General features: G+C 53.5%; 22 protein-coding genes and 2 tRNA genes. 5 read left to right on the forward strand and 19 right to left on the reverse strand.

The window, feature by feature from the left end; genetic code table 11:
- Positions 1 to 39: 39 nt before the first annotated feature.
- A complete protein-coding gene (locus tag E2F51_RS04265; protein ID WP_134822845.1) occupies positions 40 to 1,083 on the reverse strand; it encodes a permease in 1,044 nt (347 codons plus the stop codon).
- A 242-nt stretch (positions 1,084 to 1,325) separates the two neighbouring features.
- Here E2F51_RS04265 and E2F51_RS04270 point away from each other — a divergent pair, with 242 nt between their 5' ends.
- A complete protein-coding gene (locus E2F51_RS04270; protein WP_053145021.1) occupies positions 1,326 to 1,847 on the forward strand; it encodes a type 1 glutamine amidotransferase domain-containing protein in 522 nt (173 codons plus the stop codon).
- Positions 1,848 to 1,877: 30 nt separating this feature from the next.
- Here the strand turns inward: E2F51_RS04270 and E2F51_RS04275 are convergent, their stop codons facing one another.
- Positions 1,878 to 2,306: a YhbP family protein gene (locus E2F51_RS04275; protein WP_134822846.1), complete on the reverse strand. Its 429-nt coding sequence runs from the start codon at positions 2,304 to 2,306 to the stop codon at positions 1,878 to 1,880.
- 73 nt (positions 2,307 to 2,379) lie between these two features.
- Here E2F51_RS04275 and E2F51_RS04280 point away from each other — a divergent pair, with 73 nt between their 5' ends.
- Complete coding sequence (locus tag E2F51_RS04280; RefSeq protein ID WP_277425701.1) at positions 2,380 to 2,697, forward strand: GIY-YIG nuclease family protein; 318 nt, start codon at positions 2,380 to 2,382, stop codon at positions 2,695 to 2,697.
- On the opposite strand, the gene E2F51_RS04285 is transcribed toward E2F51_RS04280, so the two are convergent.
- Both E2F51_RS04285 and E2F51_RS04290 read right to left on the reverse strand, forming a co-directional pair.
- Positions 2,684 to 3,187: a GNAT family N-acetyltransferase gene (locus E2F51_RS04285; RefSeq protein ID WP_013204005.1), complete on the reverse strand. Its 504-nt coding sequence runs from the start codon at positions 3,185 to 3,187 to the stop codon at positions 2,684 to 2,686. The two genes, E2F51_RS04280 and E2F51_RS04285, sit on opposite strands and share 14 nt — an antisense overlap.
- Positions 3,181 to 3,708, reverse strand: a complete 528-nt coding sequence (locus E2F51_RS04290) for an SCP2 domain-containing protein (protein ID WP_013204006.1) — start codon at positions 3,706 to 3,708, stop codon at positions 3,181 to 3,183. Before E2F51_RS04290 ends, E2F51_RS04285 begins: the two co-directional genes overlap by 7 nt.
- Positions 3,709 to 3,913: 205 nt before the next feature.
- Between E2F51_RS04290 and E2F51_RS04295 the strand changes: the two genes are divergently transcribed.
- From E2F51_RS04295 to E2F51_RS04305, 3 genes are all read left to right on the forward strand, one after another.
- Positions 3,914 to 4,909 (forward strand): peptidase U32 family protein, encoded by a 996-nt coding sequence (locus tag E2F51_RS04295; RefSeq protein ID WP_134822847.1) that lies wholly within the window; start codon positions 3,914 to 3,916, stop codon positions 4,907 to 4,909.
- An 8-nt stretch (positions 4,910 to 4,917) separates the two neighbouring features.
- On the forward strand, positions 4,918 to 5,796 hold the full coding sequence (locus E2F51_RS04300) for a U32 family peptidase (protein WP_134822848.1): 879 nt from the start codon (positions 4,918 to 4,920) through the stop codon (positions 5,794 to 5,796).
- A 235-nt stretch (positions 5,797 to 6,031) separates the two neighbouring features.
- On the forward strand, positions 6,032 to 7,039 hold the full coding sequence (locus E2F51_RS04305) for an LLM class flavin-dependent oxidoreductase (protein WP_013204009.1): 1,008 nt from the start codon (positions 6,032 to 6,034) through the stop codon (positions 7,037 to 7,039).
- A gap of 113 nt (positions 7,040 to 7,152) precedes the next feature.
- Here the strand turns inward: E2F51_RS04305 and E2F51_RS04310 are convergent, their stop codons facing one another.
- The 15 genes from E2F51_RS04310 to folP form a co-directional block, all read right to left on the reverse strand.
- Complete coding sequence (locus tag E2F51_RS04310; RefSeq protein WP_134822849.1) at positions 7,153 to 9,090, reverse strand: DEAD/DEAH family ATP-dependent RNA helicase; 1,938 nt, start codon at positions 9,088 to 9,090, stop codon at positions 7,153 to 7,155.
- 16 nt (positions 9,091 to 9,106) lie between these two features.
- Positions 9,107 to 9,163, reverse strand: a complete 57-nt coding sequence (gene yrbN / locus E2F51_RS24275; protein ID WP_106382000.1) for a protein YrbN — start codon at positions 9,161 to 9,163, stop codon at positions 9,107 to 9,109.
- Between the two features lie 103 nt (positions 9,164 to 9,266).
- A complete protein-coding gene (gene nlpI, locus E2F51_RS04320; RefSeq protein ID WP_013204011.1) occupies positions 9,267 to 10,151 on the reverse strand; it encodes a lipoprotein NlpI in 885 nt (294 codons plus the stop codon).
- Between the two features lie 126 nt (positions 10,152 to 10,277).
- Positions 10,278 to 12,422: a polyribonucleotide nucleotidyltransferase gene (pnp, locus tag E2F51_RS04325; protein WP_013204012.1), complete on the reverse strand. Its 2,145-nt coding sequence runs from the start codon at positions 12,420 to 12,422 to the stop codon at positions 10,278 to 10,280.
- Between the two features lie 300 nt (positions 12,423 to 12,722).
- Positions 12,723 to 12,992, reverse strand: a complete 270-nt coding sequence (gene rpsO, locus E2F51_RS04330) for a 30S ribosomal protein S15 (RefSeq protein WP_013204013.1) — start codon at positions 12,990 to 12,992, stop codon at positions 12,723 to 12,725.
- 108 nt (positions 12,993 to 13,100) lie between these two features.
- On the reverse strand, positions 13,101 to 14,045 hold the full coding sequence (truB, locus tag E2F51_RS04335; RefSeq protein ID WP_013204014.1) for a tRNA pseudouridine(55) synthase TruB: 945 nt from the start codon (positions 14,043 to 14,045) through the stop codon (positions 13,101 to 13,103).
- Positions 14,045 to 14,479 (reverse strand): 30S ribosome-binding factor RbfA, encoded by a 435-nt coding sequence (rbfA, locus tag E2F51_RS04340; RefSeq protein ID WP_134822850.1) that lies wholly within the window; start codon positions 14,477 to 14,479, stop codon positions 14,045 to 14,047. Before rbfA ends, truB begins: the two co-directional genes overlap by 1 nt.
- 69 nt (positions 14,480 to 14,548) lie before the next feature.
- Complete coding sequence (infB, locus tag E2F51_RS04345; RefSeq protein ID WP_013204016.1) at positions 14,549 to 17,236, reverse strand: translation initiation factor IF-2; 2,688 nt, start codon at positions 17,234 to 17,236, stop codon at positions 14,549 to 14,551.
- A 24-nt stretch (positions 17,237 to 17,260) separates the two neighbouring features.
- The gene (gene nusA / locus E2F51_RS04350) at positions 17,261 to 18,748 is read right to left on the reverse strand and encodes a transcription termination factor NusA (protein ID WP_134822851.1); all 1,488 of its coding nucleotides are present in this window, start codon (positions 18,746 to 18,748) and stop codon (positions 17,261 to 17,263) included.
- A 24-nt stretch (positions 18,749 to 18,772) separates the two neighbouring features.
- On the reverse strand, positions 18,773 to 19,225 hold the full coding sequence (gene rimP / locus E2F51_RS04355) for a ribosome maturation factor RimP (protein WP_041692438.1): 453 nt from the start codon (positions 19,223 to 19,225) through the stop codon (positions 18,773 to 18,775).
- 212 nt (positions 19,226 to 19,437) lie between these two features.
- Positions 19,438 to 19,514 (reverse strand) — tRNA-Met (locus tag E2F51_RS04360).
- A 61-nt stretch (positions 19,515 to 19,575) separates the two neighbouring features.
- Positions 19,576 to 19,662 (reverse strand) — tRNA-Leu (locus tag E2F51_RS04365).
- A gap of 54 nt (positions 19,663 to 19,716) precedes the next feature.
- Positions 19,717 to 20,049: a preprotein translocase subunit SecG gene (gene secG, locus E2F51_RS04370; RefSeq protein WP_013204019.1), complete on the reverse strand. Its 333-nt coding sequence runs from the start codon at positions 20,047 to 20,049 to the stop codon at positions 19,717 to 19,719.
- Positions 20,050 to 20,269: 220 nt separating this feature from the next.
- On the reverse strand, positions 20,270 to 21,604 hold the full coding sequence (gene glmM / locus E2F51_RS04375) for a phosphoglucosamine mutase (RefSeq protein WP_013204021.1): 1,335 nt from the start codon (positions 21,602 to 21,604) through the stop codon (positions 20,270 to 20,272).
- Positions 21,605 to 21,608: 4 nt separating this feature from the next.
- A complete protein-coding gene (gene folP / locus E2F51_RS04380) occupies positions 21,609 to 22,445 on the reverse strand; it encodes a dihydropteroate synthase (protein ID WP_134822852.1) in 837 nt (278 codons plus the stop codon).
- Between the last annotated feature and the right edge of the window lie 75 nt (positions 22,446 to 22,520).

The following is a 22,520-nucleotide window of genomic DNA, read 5'->3' on the forward strand; positions in this document are numbered from 1 at the left end:
CGTTATTCTGGCGGGCTGACATCGAACGCTCTTATCGTGCTAAAGCAGTAACAGACTCACCCCGCCAACCAGCATTCCGCTTAATGCCACCAGCGCGCCGGTAAGCCACAACGAACGGGCCGGCAGCGCGCCATGCAGCATCAGCAGCGACGGCACGCTCACCGCAGGCAAGGTCATCAACAGCGCCAGCGCCGGTGCCATCCCCATGCCAGCCAGCATCATGGTCTGAACAATCGGGATTTCTGCAGCCGTTGGGATCACAAACAGGCAACCGGCAATCGCCATCGCCACCACCCAGAACAGCGTATTGCTGACCAGGCCATCCGCATGAGGGAACAGCCAGACTCGCGCCGCGCCGAGCAGGAGCACCGCGAGGATATACAGCGGGATGGTATTCCAGAACAGCGTCCACAGCGCGCGAAACCAGCGTCGCAAAAACGGCGTGTTATCGGTTTTAGGCCTCAGCGGAACCACGTTAGACACCTGCGCGTCTGGCGTCATTTTTTGTACCAGCCGCGCAATGCCCAACACCATCAGCAACCCGGCCACCAGCCGGATTGCCGCAAACTGCCAGCCCAGCACAAATCCCATAAATACCAGCGTGGCCGGGTTCAGGATCGGATTACCCAACCAGAACGCCAGCGTTCCCCCTACCGAGGCTGAAGATTTCCGCAGCCCTGCGGCAACCGGCGCGGCACAGCAGGTACACATCATGCCTGGCAGGGAAAGCAGTGTGCCAAACAGCGTGCCGGAAAAACGGGGCTGCCCTAACGTGCGTAATAACCAGTTTCTCGGGATCAGTACCTGTACCAGAGAACCGAGGATCACGCCCAGCACGGCGGCTTTCCATACCGCAAGAAAATAGACCTGCGCGTAGTCCCAGGCGGCCTGTAAAGGATGCTCGCTGGGGTTGGCCAACAGGGATTTACCGATGCTGTGCGTATCCGCCGCGAGGAAGGCTTTCAGGTAATACGGCTGCCACTTGACGACCCACAGCCCGATGACCACCACAGCCAAAAACAGCAGCGGTTTCCACCTGGCAAACACAGGAAGAGCAAGGCGTGACGAGGTTATATGGGACATGGCGAAGGCTCCGGATCACTGCGGGCTACGCCCGACAGCGCATAGTACTCAGAATTCAATATCCACAATTTGATCGGGGTTCCGTTTTGAATTTTCGTCTGCACGGGCAGAATGACCGCTTCACCGGCATTACCCTCTACCTTAACCGTGGTCAATTAGCGCATTCACCCTTACCGGCTTGATTTATCAGCATGATGAACCACACTTAAGGGTGTTAATGATTTTAATCACCGGAGGAAAACATGAGCAAGAAGATTGCGGTACTGATCACCGATGAATTTGAAGACTCAGAATTTACTTCTCCTGCCGACGCTTTCATCAAGGCTGGCCATCAGGTTATTACCATTGAGAAAAAAGCCGGCGTGACCGTTAAGGGCAAGCAAGGCAAAGCTGAAGTGAAGATCGATAAATCTATCGACGACGTGAAGCCAGGCGACTTCGATGCGCTGCTGTTACCGGGCGGCCATTCGCCGGACAGCCTGAGAGGCGATGACCGTTTCGTTGACTTCACCAAGCAGTTTGTGGCGCTGGGCAAACCGGTATTTGCCATCTGCCATGGCCCACAGCTGCTTATCAGCGCCGATGCGGTCCGCGGCCGTAAAATGACCTCCGTGAAGGCCATTGCGATTGATTTGAAAAATGCCGGTGCCGATTTCTACGATAAAGAAGTGGTCGTCGATAACGACACGCTGGTCAGTAGCCGCACCCCTGAGGATTTACCCGCGTTTAACCGTGAATCCCTGCGTCTGCTCGAAACGGCCTGACAGGTCTAAGGCCGGGTATTACCCGGCCTGTTATCCTCTGATCCAACTCAGCTTTTTGCCAAATCCCAACGCATTGTCGGTCATCTTCAATTCATCCAGCGTTATCTGCCATAACGGTGCGGAGACTTTTGCCGCGACCGGGAAACGCTTGATGTAGGCTTTGCGGGCATGAAGCTCTTCTTCGCCTTGCAGCAAGGCGATCTTGCCAGAATATTGCACCCCTTTTATCAGCAACACTGACCTGGGCTGTCCATTGATGGTGCCGGCCACCAATGGATCCTGGGCGATTTGCGCACCGTGACGGGTTTCGGTTTCCGTCATCAACCAGAACGCGACCTTTTCGGGGTCATAGACGTAAAAGCAGTTGGCACACCACACGGGATTGCCGCTGCAAAGAGACAGCACATGTTGTTTTTTAAGATAGCGGCTAATCGCGCTAAGGTTTTCGCTTGCTGACATGAGGCCTCCCTGAAAAACGCTACTTTGCCACATTCGTCGTGGGTTTTGCTATGCTGCGGGCAGAGGAATCGTGATGACTGAAAGAATGAGCGAATGTGAGCGTGCGCCCTGGCGCCTGTATATCCTGCGCACCGCCAGCGGCATGCTGTATACCGGGATCACTAACGATGTGGCCAGACGCTTCTTACAGCATCAGGCGGGGAAAGGGGCGAAAGCATTACGCGGGAAAGGTCCGCTGGAGCTGCTGTTTCACTGTGAGGCCGGGGATCGTTCTTCTGCCTCCAGGCTGGAATATCAGGTGAAACAGTTGAAGCGGCTGGAGAAGATCAGGCTGGTAGAGCACCAGCCTGTCTCATTAAGCGCCTGGCTGGAGGGGCTTAAAAACGGTTAAAGGGCGCCGAATAGTCAATATGCCCTTCTGCACCGGTAAACGCATTATCAGCCAGCTTGTAGACCTGAAAAGCGGCCTCCGCGCCCAGCGTGCGGCAACGAAGCTGATGCCTGGCCGCCGGTTCAAAACCGTATCGTTCGTAGTAGGCCGGATCGCCGAGCACGACCACCGCGGCATAGCCAAACTCGTTCAGCGTATCCAGCCCTTCGTAAATCAGCTTTTTGCCCAGTTCCTGCCCGCGAAAATCGGCATCTACGGCCAGCGGCGCAAGGCCGACCCACTGATTATCTTCGCCATTCAAGGTTACCGGACTGAATGCCGCGTAGCCCAGTACCTGGCCTTCCTCATCCGTGGCGACCACGCCCAGGGTGAGTAAACCATCTTCACGCAGTTGCTGAACCAGTTCGGCTTCTGCGGAGGTTTCAAAGCAACGGCGCAACAAACTGTCTATGCTGGCCGCATCCATTCCTATTTCACTACGAATCAACATGGTGCACCCGCGCGATCCGCTGGGGAATTCGCGTCCTCAGTCAGTCCAGCCTCAACCAGATCAGCCAGTTGCATAAGACCAAAGCGCAACGGCGCCGGCATGAATTCAAGCTCAATCGCATCCATCAGATTTTTCACTTCAAGCCCCAGTTCTGTATCCCCTTCAATCACCAAACGGCGCTGGAAAAACAGCGTATCGGGATCCAACCTGCGAGCGGCTACCAGTAGCAAATCGTTGGCGTCGCCGCGAAACCAGACGTCCGCTTCAACCCGATCGGCTACCCGTAATTTTCCCTGTTCAACAGTCGTTGCCCAGCTCAGCCCGAGGTCACGGATCTCAATCCCTAACCAACGCCCCTGCAGAAAGTTTAACTCACCTTCAGCCAAAGCATGGTGAAATTGCCAGTTCAGGATCTGCTGCAGCATCTGCTTCTTGATCATGAACGGTGCAAACTGTAGCGGGATCCGCAACATTTGCGGGCCTTTTCGAACCAATTGAGCGCGAAATGGGTTCAACACCATCGTGACTCCTTTTGAGTAAATTTCGACTATTTTGCCATATCGACAAAATGCATCAGGCAGTTGGATCAACAAAGTGAGCGAACTTTGAGGAATTTGCCGGCAAATCTCTTCCCATCAATACGCCATTAGCTGCCTTAAATCAAAAATTGTCCGCTTCATGCTGACTAAACTCAACGCCTCTTCTGTTTATCCGGAATGTTTTGATATGGAATTGCTATGTCCTGCAGGTAACTTACCTGCCCTGAAGGCAGCGATAGAGAATGGTGCTGATGCCGTATATATCGGCTTGAAAGATGACACCAACGCGCGCCATTTTGCCGGGCTCAATTTTACCGATAAGCGTCTGCAGGAAGCGTCCCGCTACGTTCATCAGCATAGACGTAAACTGCATGTGGCGATCAATACTTTTGCCCATCCTGACGGCTACCAGCGCTGGGAACGGGCGGTGGATATGGCTGCAGAAGCCGGCGTCGATGCGCTGATCCTCGCTGATATCGCCATGCTGGAATACGCCGCCGAGCGCTATCCGCAGATTGAGCGCCACGTTTCGGTGCAGGCATCTGCCACTAACGCTGAGGCGATTAGGTTCTATCAACGCAACTTTGCGGTTTCACGGGTGGTTCTTCCGCGCGTGCTGTCCATTCATCAGGTTCGCCAGCTGGCGCGCGCGACGACCGTTCCGCTTGAAGTCTTTGCCTTTGGCAGCCTGTGCATCATGGCTGAAGGTCGCTGTTACCTTTCCTCCTATCTGACGGGCGAATCGCCGAATACCGTGGGTGCCTGCTCACCGGCGAAATATGTCCGTTGGCAGCAAACCTCCGCCGGACTTGAGTCACGCTTAAATGAAGTGCTGATCGACCGCTATGACGCTGGTCAAAATGCCGGTTATCCGACGCTGTGTAAGGGCCGTTATAAGGTGGCCGATGTGCCGTATCACGCCATGGAGGAGCCGACCAGCCTGAATACTCTCGAGCTGCTTCCCACCCTTTTGTCGGCAAATATCGCCTCAGTGAAAATTGAGGGACGCCAGAGAAGTCCGGCCTATGTGGCGCAAATCGCCCGTATCTGGCGACAAGCCATCGATCGCTGCAAGGCTGATCCAGAGAATTTCCGCGCACAACAAAGTTGGATGACCGCATTAAGTTCGCTTAGCGAAGGCACTCAAACCACGCTCGGTGCCTATCACCGTGAATGGCAGTAAGGATCAGCATGAAATACGCAATAGGCCCGGTACTCTGGTACTGGCCAACAGAGACGTTGCAGGCTTTTTATCAGGCAGCCGCTGCCAGCTCGGCTGACATTATTTATCTGGGCGAAGCCGTTTGCAGCAAGCGTCGGGCAACGAAGCACGCCGACTGGCTGGGGATGGCAAAAGACCTGGCGGGCAGCGGAAAACAGGTGGTGCTCACTACGCTGGCATTGCTGCAATCACCCTCTGAACTGACCGAGCTGAAAAGGTACGTTGATAACGGCGAGTTCCTGATCGAAGCTAACGATATGGGCACGGTGAATATGGCCTCAGAGGCCGGTTTGCCTTTCGTCGCCGGACATGCGCTCAGTTGTTATAACGCCGTGACCCTGCGCCTGCTGCATAAAATGGGCATGATGCGCTGGTGCATGCCGGTTGAGCTTTCCCGTGAATGGCTGGTCAATTTACTCACCCAGTGTGAGGCGCTGGGGATCAGAAATAAGTTTGAGGTTGAGGTGCTGAGTTACGGCCATTTGCCGCTGGCTTATTCCGCCCGCTGCTTTACGGCCAGAGCGGAAAACCGCGGGAAAGATGATTGTCAGACCTGCTGTATTGACTATCCGCAGGGCAGAGCCTTGCGCTCGCAGGAAGATCAGCAGGTGTTTGTGCTTAACGGCATCCAGACCATGAGCGGCTACTGCTATAACCTCGGCAATGAACTGATTTCGATGCAGGGCCTGGTCGACATTGTGCGGCTGTCACCGGAAGGCAGAGATACCCTGCCGATGCTTGAAGCGTTCCGCAATAATGAAACCGGAAAACAGCCTCTGACCTTGATATCCCGCCAGCAGTGCAATGGCTACTGGTGGAAAGTGGCCGGGCTGGAATTGGTCAGCTAACGCGGCGGGCGTAAAGCCCGCATCATCGTACTACCAATAAAGGCTGTTCAATATGGGTAACGATGGAGGATACTGGTCAGACTAGCCTGTCCTGAGCGCGAGCCATTGGGTTGGCGGTTTTTTAATCGCGGCCTTGCACTGCTGAAAAGTGCTGCAAACTGCCAATCCTTTTAAGAAGAAATCGTCCAGGATAGATATTTGTATTGGCTTACGCCCTTCGAATAAGTGAGCACCTATGTCTGATAAAAAAAATGTCCCACTTTCGGTTCTCGATCTGGCGCCGATCCCGCAAGGCGCCACCGCGCGCGATGCGTTTCATTCTTCACTGGCTCTCGCACAGCAAGCGGAAAAGTCAGGTTATAACCGTTACTGGCTGGCTGAACACCACAACATGACCGGCATTGCCAGTGCGGCGACGTCGGTGTTGATTGGCTATCTGGCCGCCAATACCACCACGCTGCGTCTGGGCTCTGGCGGCGTAATGTTGCCAAACCATTCACCGCTGGTGATCGCCGAGCAGTTCGGTACTCTCGAATCGCTTTATCCCGGCCGTATCGATCTGGGACTGGGCCGCGCGCCGGGTTCGGATCAACGCACGATGATGGCTCTTCGCCGTCATATGGGCGGCCATGTTGATAACTTCCCGTCTGATGTCGCCGAGATGATTGCCTGGTTTGATGCGGAGCCAGACGCGCAACCCGCCGTCCAGCCGGTGCCTGGACTCGGGCTGAAGATTCCGGTCTGGCTGCTCGGTTCCAGTTTATACAGCGCGCAACTTTCCGCCCAGCTAGGCATCCCATTTGCCTTTGCGTCGCATTTTGCGCCGGACATGTTGTTCCAGGCCCTGCATATTTATCGTGAAAACTTTAAGCCGTCCGCGCGTCTTGAGAAGCCGCATGCGATGGTGTGCGTGAATGTGGTTGCTGCGGATAGCGAACGGGATGCCCGCTATATGTTCACCTCGATGCAGCAGCAGTTCATCAATCTCCGCCGGGGTAAGCCAGGCCCACTGCCTGCTCCGGTCGAGAATATGGATAACCTGTGGTCACCATCAGAGCAGTACGGCGTGCAGCAGGCGCTGAGTATGTCAATTGTCGGCGATCTGGATAAAGTCCGTCAGGGACTGGCTTCACTGATCCGTGAAACGCAGGCTGACGAAATCATGGTGAATGGTCAGATACACAACCAGCAGGCGCGTTTGCGCTCGTTTGAACTGGCTATGGAAGCGCATAACACGCTGTAATCCGCACGCTGCAGGGCAGGATTTCGCTGCCCTTATCGCTGATGCAGCGTTCGCGAATTGCAGGCAAAAAAAAACCAGCCCGAAGGCTGGTTTTTTTATGGGTCAGTCAGTGATTATGCATCACGACGACGAGTAGGTGCGTTGCCACCTTCGGTACGAGGACCGCGGTTGCCACCGTCACGGCTGAAACCGCCGCCACGACGCTCACCACCAGCAGCTGGACCGTTACGATCATTGCTGAAGCGACGACCACCTTCAGGACGATCGCTACGACCGCCTTCACGGTTGCCAGTGCCGAAGCCGCCACGGGCTGGAGCTGGACCACGACGCTCACCGCCACCAGTACGCTCTTTGCTGTGTGGCACTGCATCGCCAATCAGCTGCATATTCATTGGTTTGTTCAGAATACGCGTACGAGTGAAGTGCTGCAGGATGTCACCCGGCATGCCTTTCGGCAGCTCGATAGTTGAGTGAGTACCGAACAGTTTGATGTTACCGATGTAACGGCTGCTGATGTCGCCTTCGTTAGCGATAGCACCAACGATGTGACGAACTTCAACGCCGTCATCGCGGCCAACTTCAATGCGGTAAACTTCCATATCGCCAACGTCACGACGTTCGCGACGGGCTGGACGCTCGCCACCTTCACTTTTTTCACGAGGACCACGCTCTGGACGGTCACCACGACGATCGTCACGCTCTTTGAACTCACGACGAGGACGCTGAGGTGCATCGGCAGGAACAATCAGAGGACGTTCACCCTGAGCCATTTTCAGCAGAGCAGCGGCCAGCGTTTCGATATCCAGCTCATCTTCTGCAGGCTGCATTTTGCTCAGCAGTGCGCGGTACTGTTCCAGATCGCTGCTTTCCAGCTGCTGCTGAACTTTAGCGGCGAACTTAGCCAGACGACGCTCACCCAGCAGTTCTGCGTTAGGCAGTTCAACTTCTGGAATGGTCAGCTTCATGGTGCGTTCAATGTTACGCAGCAGACGACGCTCACGGTTCTCAACGAACAGCAGCGCACGGCCAGCACGACCCGCACGACCGGTACGGCCGATACGGTGAACGTAAGATTCTGCATCCATAGGGATGTCGAAGTTTACCACCAGGCTGATACGCTCAACGTCCAGGCCACGGGCCGCAACGTCGGTCGCAATCAGGATGTCCAGACGACCATCTTTCAGGCGTTCCAGAGTCTGCTCACGCAGGGCCTGGTTCATGTCACCGTTCAGGGCAGCACTGTTGTAACCGCTACGCTCCAGCGCTTCAGCAACTTCCAGCGTCGCGTTTTTGGTACGCACGAAGATGATAGCAGCATCAAAATCTTCAGCTTCCAGGAAGCGAGTCAGTGCATCAGTCTTACGACCGAAAGCCGTCCAGTAGCTCTGAGAAATATCAGGGCGAGTGGTCATGCTTGACTGGATACGCACTTCCTGCGGATCTTTCATAAAGCGTTTAGTAATACGACGAATCGCTTCTGGCATGGTTGCAGAGAACAGAGCAGTCTGATGATTGTCTGGGATCTGAGCCATGATAGTTTCAACGTCTTCGATGAAGCCCATACGCAGCATTTCATCGGCTTCGTCCAGCACCAGGCCGCGCAGGTTAGACAGATCTAACGTGCCACGCTTCAGGTGATCCAGCAGGCGACCAGGCGTACCCACAACAACTTGTGGACCCTGGCGCAAAGCGCGCAGCTGAACGTCATAACGCTGGCCGCCGTAAAGGGCAACCACGTTCAGACCTTTCATGTGTTTGGAGAAGTCGGTAATCGCTTCACCCACCTGAACCGCCAACTCACGCGTTGGTGCCAGCACCAGGATCTGAGGTGCTTTCAGGGAGCTATCAATGTTGTTTAGCAGTGGCAGCGAGAACGCTGCAGTTTTTCCGCTACCGGTCTGTGCCATACCCAGAACATCACGGCCTGCCAACAGGTGAGGAATACACTCAGCCTGGATTGGAGAAGGCTTCACGTAGCCCATACCGTTCAGAGATTCAAGGAGTTCGGCGTTCAGGCCAAGGTCAGCAAAAGTGGTTTCAATATCAGTCATGTAGTACACGTGCCTCTTAGATTGCGGCGGCCAGTCTACATAACTCGTCGTGAAAACATTCAGTCATTTTCATCAAAAAGTGTGAACCGGCTCAAATTAGTGGTTTCGACGAACAAGAAAGCCCTCATCCGCTAAGATGATGACATTTCGAAAAAAGGGCGATAGTAGTTCGTCAGCTATTGCTGGTCAGATTCTGATAAATCGTCTTGTGTCTGGCCGAGTAGGGCCAGCTCCAACAATGCATATCGGTGCTCAACGAAGTTGTGAACGTTGTTTGCGACCGTCAGCTTGAACAACGCTTCTGCGTCGTCCTTCTCCCCCAGACTTAGGTAATGTTTACCTAAATAGAAGTTGGTTTCACTGAGATGTTCAGCGAGCGAGGTGTTATCCGTTGCGTCTGCCTTGAGACTGTCCATCAGTGTACTTTCACTGATATTTCCCAGGTAGAACTCGACAATTTTCCATCCCCATTGGTCTCTGACCGCTTTGTCGTAACGCTGTTGAAGCGCTACTTTAGCCTTGTCTGCGTCCATCTCTCTTTCATCGAGATAGAGCCACAAGCTGCGGAAAGGATCGTTAGGATCGTCTTGATAAAACGCCAGCAGATCATCTTGCGCTAATTTATACCTTCCGCCGTAGTATAAGGCGATACCGCGGTTTAAATGCGCATAATTGTAAGTTGGATCAAGCTCAAGTACAGAATCGAACGCTTCATAGGCAGCATCAAAATTTCCTGCCTGCGTTAAGTATATGCCTAAGTAATTGAATACTTCAGGCATATCAGGTCTGACAGATAACGCTAATGAAAAATCATTTCGCGCCAGTGCTCTCAAACCTAAACTATCATACAACACTCCGCGCTCATATAACAGCTGTGCGCGTTCATCATCGCTAAGGGATCGACTGGCAAGAATTTGTTCCATACGTGCCAGAATCACTTCCTGTTGCAGCGTAGGCTGCAGCGGAACAGCCAGAACCTCGTTCTTACGCCAATCCGAGTTGCTGCATCCTGCCAGCGTTAAAGCTGTCGCAACGAAACACCAGCGTAAAAAAGGCTTCATTTCCCACTCCCAAAGACAAACAATGGGATGAATATCCTTTCATCCGCCTGCCGTGCACAAGGTGTCGTCCTGTCCTCGCGATGATACCGCTCTCCCTGTTCGCAGGGAGAGCTTAAGGGTCTGACTTTATTCTGCTTCAGGAGCTTCAGGAGCTGCTGGAGTCACGGCTGCTTCAGGCTCTGCAGCCTGCTCAGTCGCTTCTTTGATGCTCAGACGTACGCGGCCCTGGCGATCAACTTCCAGAACTTTCACCGGCACTTCCTGGCCCATCTGCAGATAGTCGGTCACTTTCTCTACACGCTTATCAGCGATCTGAGAGATGTGAACCAGACCTTCTTTGCCACCACCGATAGCAACGAAGGCACCGAAGTCAACGATGCGGGTAACCTTACCGTTGTAGATACGGCCCACTTCGATTTCTGCAGTGATCTCTTCGATACGACGGATAGCATATTTCGCTTTCTCACCGTCGGTCGCTGCGATTTTCACCGTGCCATCATCTTCGATTTCGATGGTGGTGCCGGTTTCTTCGGTCAGCGCACGAATCACAGAACCGCCTTTACCGATCACGTCTTTGATCTTGTCCGGGCTGATTTTAATCGTGTGAATACGTGGTGCGAACTGAGAGATGTCGCCACGCGGCGTGCTGATAGCCTGTTCCATCACGCCCAGAATGTGCAGACGCGCACCCTTAGCCTGGTTCAGAGCCACCTGCATGATTTCGCGGGTGATACCTTCAATTTTGATGTCCATCTGCAGCGCGGTGATACCTTCACGGCTACCGGCTACTTTGAAGTCCATGTCGCCCAGATGATCTTCGTCACCCAGGATGTCAGACAGAACCACAAAGTTCTCGCCTTCTTTTACCAGACCCATCGCAATACCGGCTACGGCTGCTTTGATTGGTACGCCTGCGTCCATCAGTGCCAGTGAAGCACCACAGACGGAAGCCATTGAAGAAGAGCCGTTTGATTCAGTGATTTCTGACACCACACGCACGGTGTATGGGAACGCGTCAGCTTTAGGCATTACTGCCAGTACGCCACGCTTAGCCAGACGACCGTGACCAATCTCACGACGCTTAGGCGACCCAACCATGCCAGTTTCACCTACGCAGTACGGAGGGAAGTTGTAGTGGAACAGGAAGCTGTCGGTCTTCTCACCCATCAGCTCATCCAGGTTCTGCGCATCACGGGCGGTGCCCAGCGTTGCGGTAACCAGTGCCTGAGTTTCACCACGGGTGAACAGCGCGGAACCGTGAGTACGTGGCAGAACGCCAGTGCGCACATCCAGACCACGGATCATGTCTTTTTCGCGACCATCGATACGCGGAGCGCCGCTCAGGATACGACTACGAACCACGTTTTTCTCAAGCGCATGCAGGAGATCGCCGATTTCGTTGTCATCAAGGCTAGCGTCTTCCGCCAGCAGTGCTGCGGTAGTTTCAGACTTGATCACGCCAACCTGAGCATAACGCTCTTGTTTTTCAGTGATCTGGTAAGCTTCGCTCAGGCGAGATTCAGCCAGCGCAGCAATACGGGTCTGTAATGATTCGTTGACAGCTTCTGGCTTCCAGTCCCAACGCGGTTTACCTGCTTCGGCAACCAGCGCGTTGATTTGGTCGATCACAACCTGCTGCTGCTCGTGGCCGAACACCACTGCGCCCAGCATCTGATCTTCGCTCAGCAGTTCAGCTTCAGACTCAACCATCAGAACCGCGCCCTGAGTACCCGCTACAACCAGATCCAGCTTACTTTCTTTCAGCTCATCGGTCGTTGGGTTCAGCACGTACTGATCGTTAAGGTAGCCCACGCGAGCGGCACCAATTGGACCATTGAAAGGCAGACCTGACAGGCTCAGTGCGGCAGAGGCACCGATTAATGCCACGATATCCGGGTGAACCTGTGGGTTTACGGAGACCACGGTGGCAATAATCTGGACTTCGTTGATGAACCCTTCCGGGAACAGCGGACGAACCGGACGGTCAATCAGACGAGAGATGAGGGTTTCACCTTCGCTTGGACGGCCTTCGCGACGGAAGAAGCTACCCGGAATACGACCAGCAGCATAAGTACGCTCCTGATAGTTAACGGTCAGCGGGAAGAAGTCCTGGCCTGGCTTAGTGGTCTTTTTGCCTACAACGGTAACGAACACAGCGGTGTCGTCCATGCTTACCATTACGGCTGCCGTTGCCTGGCGAGCCATCATACCGGTCTCAATGGTGACGGTATGCTGACCATACTGGAATTTTTTTACGATCGGGTTCAGCAAAATTATGTCCTTAACGTACTGGCAAGGCACTGACCCTGCCGTTAATTTTAAATCCTCATCTGCATCCTCGCGACTAATGACAACCCTAATCCCTTATGGGACAAAGCCTCTCATTAGCCGCGCGAACCTCTGCAACTGAAGATCACACCCAGCAACAATACAATAGTTTGGCTTGAAATGCTGCCGCTCGCCTAAAAAAAGGGGCCATAAAGGCCCCTTTTTAGCGAAACTCGCACGAATCTGCCAACCCATCATTTCGGTACATCAGAATGCACCGAAACGACCTGGCAAACTCTAAGACTAGCGACGCAGACCCAGACGCTCGATCAGGCTGGTGTAACGTGCAACGTCTTTACGCTTCAGGTAATCCAGCAGCTTACGACGCTGAGAAACCATACGCAGCAGACCGCGACGGCTGTGGTGGTCTTTTTTGTGCTCAGAGAAGTGACCCTGCAGATGGTTAATCTGTGCAGTCAACAAAGCAACCTGAACTTCGGTAGAACCACTGTCATTCGCGTCACGACCGTAATCAGCTACGATCTGCGCTTTAGATTCAACACTTAGAGACATGATACAACTCCAAATTATAAGATAAATGTACAGGCGCCGATCTCTAATTCAGCAACCCAATGGTAAAGCCGCGCCATTCTACTCTTAGCCAGAAGCTTACGCAAATGACTAGTCGGAATATTCTACAACCAGACGGCGTGGCGCCACGCGTCCGTCATCGGCAATTTCTGCCATGCCAATAAACTTCTGCTCTTCACCTTCCGTCACGCGAACCAGGCCGGAAGAAGGCGCATTAACCGCCTGCACCGGCATGCCCTGGCGGAAGTAAGCTGACACGGCCAGCGGCAGATTAACCGCCGGATACGCGGCTGCCGGGCTGTCCATCGGCATCAGCAACGCATCTAGCAATTCTGCCGGCGTGCGTTCCGTACGGTAAGCTTCTTCACTGAGTTCAGCCAACTGTTCCAGCGTCACCATACTGGCGATCGGATAGGTCGCAACCTGCAAACGACGCAAATAGATAACGTGCGCGCCGCAACCCAGCATCTCACCGAGATCGTCGGTGATGGTGCGGATATAGGTGCCTTTAGAACAGTGAATTTCCAGCTCCAGCTCATCGCCTTCCCAGCGAATAAACTGTAACTCGTAAACCGTAATGCTGCGGGCTTCACGCGGGACTTCAATGCCTTCGCGGGCATATTCGTACAGCTTACGCCCCTGGTACTTCAGCGCGGAATACATCGACGGCACCTGCTGGGTTTCCCCACGGAAGCTGTCCAATGCCTGCGCCAGTTGTTCTTCAGTAAAGGTCACCGGACGCTCGCTGATAATCGCGCCATCAGCATCAGACGTATCCGTGCGCTGACCCAGACGGGCAATCACGCGGTAACGTTTATCTGAGTCCAGTAGATACTGAGAAAATTTGGTGGCTTCGCCAAGGCAGATCGGCAGCATGCCGGTCGCCAGAGGATCTAACGCGCCGGTGTGGCCAGCACGGTTTGCTGTGAACAACCGCTTCACTTTCTGCAGGGCATCATTACTCGACAGCCCCTGCGGTTTGTCCAGCAGCAGAACACCGTGGACGTCACGTCCGCGACGACGAGGACGGCTCATCAGTCTTCCTTCTTGTCTTCTTCTTCCTGTTCTTCCTGTTCTTCCTGTTCTTCCTGCGGTCCACGACGTTCAACATCGTTTCTGACCACATTGGTCACCAGGTTAGACATGCGCATCCCTTCGACCAACGAGTTGTCGTAGAAGAAGGTCAGTTCAGGGACGATGCGCAGACGCATCGCTTTGCCCAGTAGTGAACGGATGTAGCCAGAAGCATCACCCAGTGCACGCAGACCGCCTTTGATAGCGTCTTCGTCTTTGTCGTTCAGGAAGGTCACAAATACTTTGGCATAGGCCAGATCGCGAGACAAATCGACGCCTGATACGGTAACCATCATGCCCAGACGGGGATCTTTAATCTCACGCTGCAGAATAACAGCAATCTCTTTCTGCAATTCCTGAGAGACACGCTGTGGGCGACCAAATTCTTTCGCCATAATAATACTCTCCAAATAATTCGGGAGGCACAACGGCCTCCCAAATAAGTCACTGTTTTCAGGCGACCATTAATCGATAGTACGTTGGATCTCGATAATCTCGAAGACTTCGATCATATCGCCAACACGCACATCGTTGTAGTTCTTCACGCCGATACCACATTCCATGCCGTTACGGACTTCGTTGACGTCATCTTTGAAGCGGCGCAGGGATTCCAGCTCGCCTTCGTAGATAACCACGTTGTCACGCAGTACGCGGATTGGGTTGTGACGTTTGATGTTACCTTCAGTCACCATACAGCCAGCAACAGCGCCGAACTTAGGTGATTTGAACACGTCACGCACTTCAGCCAGACCGGTAATCTGATGCTTGTACTCAGGCGCCAGCATACCGCTCATCGCCTGCTTAACTTCGTCGATCAGATTATAGATCACGGAGTAGTAACGAAGATCCAGACTTTCGGTATCCACTACGCGGCGAGCAGAAGCATCGGCACGCACGTTGAAGCCCAGCAGGATAGCGTTAGAAGCCGCGGCCAGCGTGGCGTCAGTTTCGGTGATACCACCTACGCCTGAACCCACGATTTTCACTTTCACTTCATCAGTGGACAGCTTCAGCAGCGAGTCGGAGATAGCTTCGACAGAACCCTGAACGTCAGCTTTCAGCACGATGTTCAGTTCGGAAACTTCACCTTCGGTCATGTTCGCAAACATGTTCTCCAGTTTAGATTTCTGCTGACGAGCCAGCTTAACTTCACGGAATTTGCCCTGACGATACAGTGCAACTTCACGGGCTTTCTTCTCGTCACGAACAACCGTTGCTTCATCACCGGCGGCAGGAACACCTGACAGGCCAAGGATCTCAACAGGAATCGAAGGACCAGCTTCAGTCACTTCGCGACCCAATTCGTCACGCATCGCACGCACACGGCCATACTCGAAGCCGCACAGAACGATATCGCCTTTATTCAGCGTACCTTCACGTACCAGCACGGTAGCAACCGGACCACGACCTTTATCCAGGAAGGATTCGATAACCACACCGCTTGCCATACCCTGACGAACCGCGCTCAGTTCCAGCACTTCTGCTTGCAGAAGGATGGCGTTAAGCAGGTCATCAATACCGGTACCGGCTTTCGCAGACACGTTCACGAACATGTTCTCGCCGCCCCACTCTTCCGGAATGATTCCGTACTGGGTCAGTTCGTTTTTAACACGATCCGGATCGGCATCTGGCTTATCAACTTTGTTCACCGCAACAACAACCGGCACTTTCGCCGCTTTTGCGTGCTGGATAGCTTCGATAGTCTGTGGCATCACGCCATCATCTGCCGCAACGACCAGGATAACGATGTCAGTCGCCTGAGCACCACGAGCACGCATTGCGGTAAACGCGGCGTGTCCCGGGGTATCCAGGAAGGTGATCATACCGGTGTCAGTTTCAACGTGGTATGCACCGATGTGCTGAGTAATGCCGCCCGCTTCGCCAGAGGCGATTTTAGTGGAGCGAATATAATCCAGCAAAGAGGTTTTACCGTGGTCAACGTGGCCCATGATGGTCACGACCGGTGCACGGGATTCCTGCAGCGCATGAGTATCACGATCGCTCATTACCGCTTCTTCCAGCTCATTCTCACGGCGCAGCGTCACTTTGTGACCCATTTCTTCCGCTACCAGCTGGGCAGTTTCCTGATCGATAACCTGGTTAATGGTGGCCATGGCGCCCATTTTCATCATCGCTTTGATGACCTGGGAACCTTTCACCGCCATCTTGTTAGCCAGTTCGGCTACGCTGATGGTTTCGCCGATGATCACGTCACGGTTAACAGCCTGCACTGGCTTGTTGAAGCCCTGTTGCAGGGTGCTTGGCTTGCGCTTGCCGCCTTTACCGCCGCGAACCTGCGCACGCGCTTCTTCACGGTCAGTTTTCGCTTCAGAATGCTTGTTGCCTTTCTTGGAGCGTGGCGCTTTAGCCGGGCGGACTGCACGGGTACGACGGTCGCCTTCAACCTTCGCATCGTTTTCGTCTTCAGCCGCACGGGCGTGGGTAGAAGTGGTTACGTGGTAATCAGAAGTATCTTCAACTTCTTTAACCTCAGTCCACTCGGTGCCTTTCTCTTCTGCCATTTTACGAGCCTCTTCCGCTACGCGCTTCGCTTCTTCTTCAATCTTGCGATGCGCTTCTTCTTCGGCTTTACGCTTCAGTTCTGCAGCTTCTGCTTCGCGACGGGCTTTGTCAGACTGCGTTGCCCGGATTACTTCATCAGTAGGTTGATTGCTCACTTTATCTTTTTCCGCTGCTTCACGTTTGGCTTTATCAGCTGCCTCACGTTTAGCCTGCTCCTCGGCTTCACGCTTCGCTTTGTCTTGGGCTTCACGCTTGGCTTTTTCTTCAGCCTCACGACGAGCCAGTTCTTCCGCTTCACGCTGTGCCTGCTCTTCTGCTTCAGCCTGTTCAGCTTCTGCAGGATCGCCTTTTACATAGGTGCGCTTTTTGCGGACTTCAATTTGTACTGACTTGCTTTTGCCCCCGGTAACGGGAACATTCAAGGTGCTGCGCGTCTTGCGCTGCAGAGTCAGTTTACCTGAACCGCCGTTATGATCGCGATTCAAATGGGTCAGGAGCGTTTCTTTTTCCTGCTGCGTCACAGAATCAGTTTCAGACTTGCGGATCCCTGCATCAGCAAACTGCTGTACCAGGCGTTCTACCGGTGTCTGAATCTCTGCGGCCAGCGATTTTACAGTTACATCTGTCATGCTGTTCCTTCCTGCTACAGTTTATTACGCGTCGTCGCCGAACCAGCAGATATTGCGTGCAGCCATAATCAGCTCACCAGCCCGTTCATCGTTCAGGCCTTCAATATCTGTCAGGTCGTCAACACCCTGTTCGGCAAGATCTTCCAGCGTACAGACGCCAATCGCTGCCAGCTTGAATGCCAGCTCACGATCAAGACCTTCCAGATTCAGCAAATCTTCTGCCGGCTGGTTGTCGCCCAGGCTCTCTTCTTTCGCCAGCGCCAGGGTTGTTAACGCATTTTTCGCACGATCGCGCAGCGCTTCTACTGTCTCTTCATCCAGACCGTCAATTTCCAACAGCTCGTTGATCGGAACATATGCCAGTTCTTCAAGAGAAGAGAAACCTTCTTCAACCAGAAGGGTAGCAAAGTCTTCATCAATATCGAGATGCTTGGTAAAGACGTCGATGGCAGCATGGGCTTCAGCCTGGTGCTTCGCCTGCAGATCGTCGACCGTCATTACGTTTAGCTCCCAGCCACTCAGCTGTGCGGCTAAACGTACGTTTTGACCATTACGGCCAATCGCCTGAGCCAGGTTACCGGCTTCAACAGCGATATCCATGGTGTGATTATCTTCCTCCACCACGATAGAGGCAACATCCGCAGGGGCCATGGCATTGATCACGAACTGCGCAGGATTGTCATCCCACAGTACGATATCAATACGCTCACCACCCAGCTCACTGGATACTGCCTGAACTCGCGCACCACGCATACCGACGCATGCACCAACTGGGTCGATACGTTTGTCGTTGGTTTTCACCGCAATCTTGGCACGTGAGCCCGGATCGCGCGCGGCGGCTTTAATCTCAATCACTTCTTCGCCAATTTCTGGCACTTCAATGCGGAACAGTTCGATCAGCATTTCCGGCTTGGAACGGCTGACAAACAGCTGAGCACCGCGCGCTTCTGGACGCACTGCGTACAGAACACCACGAATACGGTCGCCCGGACGGAAGTTTTCACGTGGCAGCATGTCTTCACGAATGATGACGGCTTCTGCGTTGCTGCCCAGATCCAGAGAGATGTTGTCGCGGTTAACTTTCTTAACCACGCCGGTGATGATCTCACCTTCCTGCTGACGGAACTGATCGACAACCATCGCACGTTCAGCTTCGCGCACTTTCTGCACGATAACCTGTTTCGCGGTTTGGGTGGTGATACGGTCAAAGGTCACAGATTCGATCTGGTCTTCTACGTATTCGCCCAGATTAAGCGCTTCGTCTTCGTAGCGAGCTGCATCCAGCGTGATTTCACGCGTTGGCATAGTCACTTCGTCAACGATAACCCAACGGCGGAAGGTGTCGAAATCGCCGCTTTTGCGGTCAATGCTGACACGGACTTCAATTTCCTGCTCGTATTTTTTCTTGGTCGCCGTGGCCAGTGCGCTCTCCAGCGCTTCGAAAATCTTTTCGCGCGGGAGTGATTTCTCGTTCGACACAGCCTCAACTACAGCTAAGATTTCTTTGTTCATCCTGGTATGCCTCAATCCGGACTTTTAAAAGTGGGGAACCAGGTTCGCTTTCTGAATGTTGCTCAGCGCGAACACTTCGTCGTTACCCTCAACAGCAACAGTGATCATTTCACCTTCTACAGATTTAATGATTCCCTGCCATTTGCGGCGGTTTTGAACGGCCATACGCAGCACCAGGCTCACTTCTTCGCCAATAAATTGTGCGTAATGCGCAGCGGTAAAGAGTGGGCGCTCAAGGCCTGGTGAGGAGACTTCAAGGTTATAAGCGACAGTAATCGGGTCTTCGACATCGAATACGGCACTTACCTGGTGGCTAACATCAGCACAATCGTCAACATTGATGCCATTTTCACTATCAATATAGATGCGCAACGTCGATGTACGACCGCGTACAAACTCGATACCGACCAGTTCGTAGCCCAGCGCCTCTACAGGTGCTGTGATCAGCTCAGTTAATTTTTGCTCTAATGTGGACAAGGCCACCCCCAAGACATAAAAAAAGGGCTTAATAGCCCAGTATGCTGTTTCCTGATAACAAAAAACCCCGATAAATCGGGGCTTTATGCGACTGGACCCTGTACGCCAAAAATCTGGCGGTTCGGCACAATCCAAAAGAATTTTTTTCAAAATCTGCTGAGATGCGCCGTTCGATGCATACAGTATATTTGAAAAAGAACTCTAAGGGAAAGTGGTTGCGGGGGCCGGATTTGAACCGACGACCTTCGGGTTATGAGCCCGACGAGCTACCAGGCTGCTCCACCCCGCGTCCGAAATAACGTGGCAAATACTACGCCGATCTTGCGTAAAACGCAAGCAATACTGAAGTTTGGTACCGAGGACGGGACTTGAACCCGTAAGCCCATGCGGGCACTACCACCTCAAGGTAGCGTGTCTACCAATTCCACCACCACGGCACTAAAGTGACGACTTTTTTATTTCTGTCGTGTCGAAATCACTGCATTTACTGCTTACTGTGGGATATCGCTACCCGGGGTTGCCGGTTTAGCTGGCTGGCTCTGCTGCGACTGTGCAGGCTGAGTCAGATTTTCCCACTCGCTTCCTTTCTGAGTCTTATTGGAGTTGAGGTTACCCAGAATCAAGCTAATGATGAAGAACAGTGTTGCCAATACTGCGGTCATACGGGTCATAAAGTTACCTGAACCGTTAGAACCAAACAGCGTTGCCGAACCGCCTGCACCAAATGACGCGCCCATATCAGCGCCTTTACCTTGCTGAAGCATGATCAAACCTACAAGGCCGATTGCAACAATAAGGAAAACAACTAAGAGAGCTTCGTACATAATTAACCTGTTTCCTTGCGCGGTAGCCGCACATCAAAAAGCTTCAAACCAGTTAGAGAGATAGCGTTGTCACTACCCATCAGAAGCGGGTGTGAATACTAACCAAAGCCGCCTGACTGCGCAAGGGCAATTTAGCACCAGGCATCTGATTGCGGAAAAAAACGGCAAATGAGCAATGAATTGCTGGTAAATCACTCATCTACCGTCCTTTTCTGGCTTATCAGACCGCCTTCACCGCATCGGCAATCCGGTGTGCCAGCGCCGTCACTTGCGCTTCATCTTCGCCTTCAACCATCACGCGGATTAGCGGTTCAGTGCCTGATTTACGCAGCAACACCCGTCCACGACCCTGCAGCTCTTTTTCGACTTCTGCAGTGACCGTTTTGACCGTTGCATCTTCCAGCGGATCGGTTGTTCCACTGAAGCGCACGTTAACGAGGATTTGTGGCAGCAACTTCATGCCGCTGCACAGATCGTGCAGAGTCATGTGGTTACGCACCATCGCAGTGAGTACCTGCAAACCTGCCACGATACCGTCACCGGTAGTTGTCTTGTCCAACAGGATGACGTGGCCGGAGTTTTCAGCGCCCAGACGCCAGCCTTTTTCCTGCAGTTTTTCCAGCACGTAGCGGTCGCCCACTTTTGCACGCGCAAACGGAATACCCAGTTGCTTAAGCGCCAGTTCAAGCCCCATGTTGCTCATCAGCGTACCGACGACACCACCGCGCAGTTGTCCCTGACGTAAGCCTTCACGGGCAATGATATACAGGATCTGATCGCCATCCACTTTATGGCCCAGATGGTCCACCATCATGATGCGATCGCCATCGCCATCATAGGCCAGCCCCACGTCCGCTTTCTCCGACAACACGCGTTCTTGCAGCTTGCGGACATCGGTGGCGCCACACTCTTTGTTGATGTTCATGCCATCAGGATTAACACCAATTGTGATCACCGTCGCGCCGAGTTCACGCAGGACGTTTGGCGCGATGTGGTAGGTGGCACCGTTGGCGCAGTCCACCACAATCTTCATGCCATTCAGGCTGAGTTCACTTGGGAAGGTACCTTTGCAAAACTCGATGTAGCGGCCGGCTGCATCAACAATGCGGCTGGCACGTCCCAGCTCTGCAGATTCTACGCAGGTGATAGGTTTCTCCATCTCCGCTTCGATCGCCTCTTCCACGTCATCTGGCAGCTTGGTGCCTTCGATGGAAAAGAACTTGATACCGTTATCATCAAACGGATTGTGCGAAGCCGAAATCACAATCCCCGCTTCGGCACGGAAGGTTCTGGTCAGATAGGCAATGGCTGGGGTTGGCATTGGTCCGGTAAAGGCTGCCGATAATCCTGCCGCCGCCAGGCCTGCCTCAAGGGCCGACTCCAGCATGTAGCCAGAAATGCGCGTATCTTTACCGATGATAATTTTCTTTGAGCCATTGCGTGCCAGCACCTTACCCGCTGCCCAGCCAAGCTTCAGCACGAAGTCAGGTGTAATAGGAGACTCACCCACTTTGCCGCGGATGCCATCGGTACCAAAATACTTACGGTTGCTCATAGCGTTACTCTTCCTTCGCTGACAGTGTTGCTTCGACGACGCGCATCGCTTCGACGGTTTCTTTAACATCATGAACGCGCAGGATTTGCGCGCCTTGCATCGCGGCGATTACCGCGCAGGCCAGACTGCCTGTCAGCCGCTGCGACGGGCCAACATTCAGCAGTTGCCCAATCATACTTTTACGGGACATGCCGACCAGCAGTGGCAGGCCGAACCGGTGAAAATCAGCCAGATGGGCCAGCAACTGATAATTGTGGGACAGATTCTTACCGAAACCGAATCCCGGGTCGAGGATCAACTGCTCTTTTTTGATCCCGGCGGCTTCGCATCTGGCGATGTGCTGCACAAAAAAGGCGTCCACATCCTGCAGCAGCTGTTTGTACTTCGGCGATTGTTGCATGGTGCCCGGATCGCCCTGCATATGCATCAGACAAATCGGCAGGCCCGTTGCCGCCGCCGCTTCCAAAGCACCGGGCTCCTGCAGTGAACGGATATCATTGATGATGTGCGCACCGGCATTTGCGGATTCCCGGATCACCTCTGGTTTTGATGTATCGACCGAAATCCACACTTCAAAACGTTGAGAAATAGCCTCAACCACCGGAATAACCCGTTCCAGCTCCTGCTCAACACTGACTTCCGATGCGCCAGGACGCGTGGATTCGCCGCCGATATCAATAATGGTGGCACCGGCATTGATCATTTCGTTGGCATGGGTCAGCGCCTGAACCAAATCGTTATGCTTGCCGCCATCAGAGAAAGAATCCGGGGTCACATTCAGGATCCCCATCACATGAGGATGGGAAAGATCGAGGATGGTGTCTCTGGCGTAAAGCTTCATAACGGTAAGTCTCCAAACGGGTTCAGCAGGTCAGTTGGACCGGGTAATGAAATTGTAGATATAAAAAACCCCGGA

Origin of the sequence: Erwinia sp. QL-Z3, assembly GCF_004551645.1 — a bacterium.
GTDB lineage: Bacteria > Pseudomonadota > Gammaproteobacteria > Enterobacterales > Enterobacteriaceae > Erwinia > Erwinia billingiae.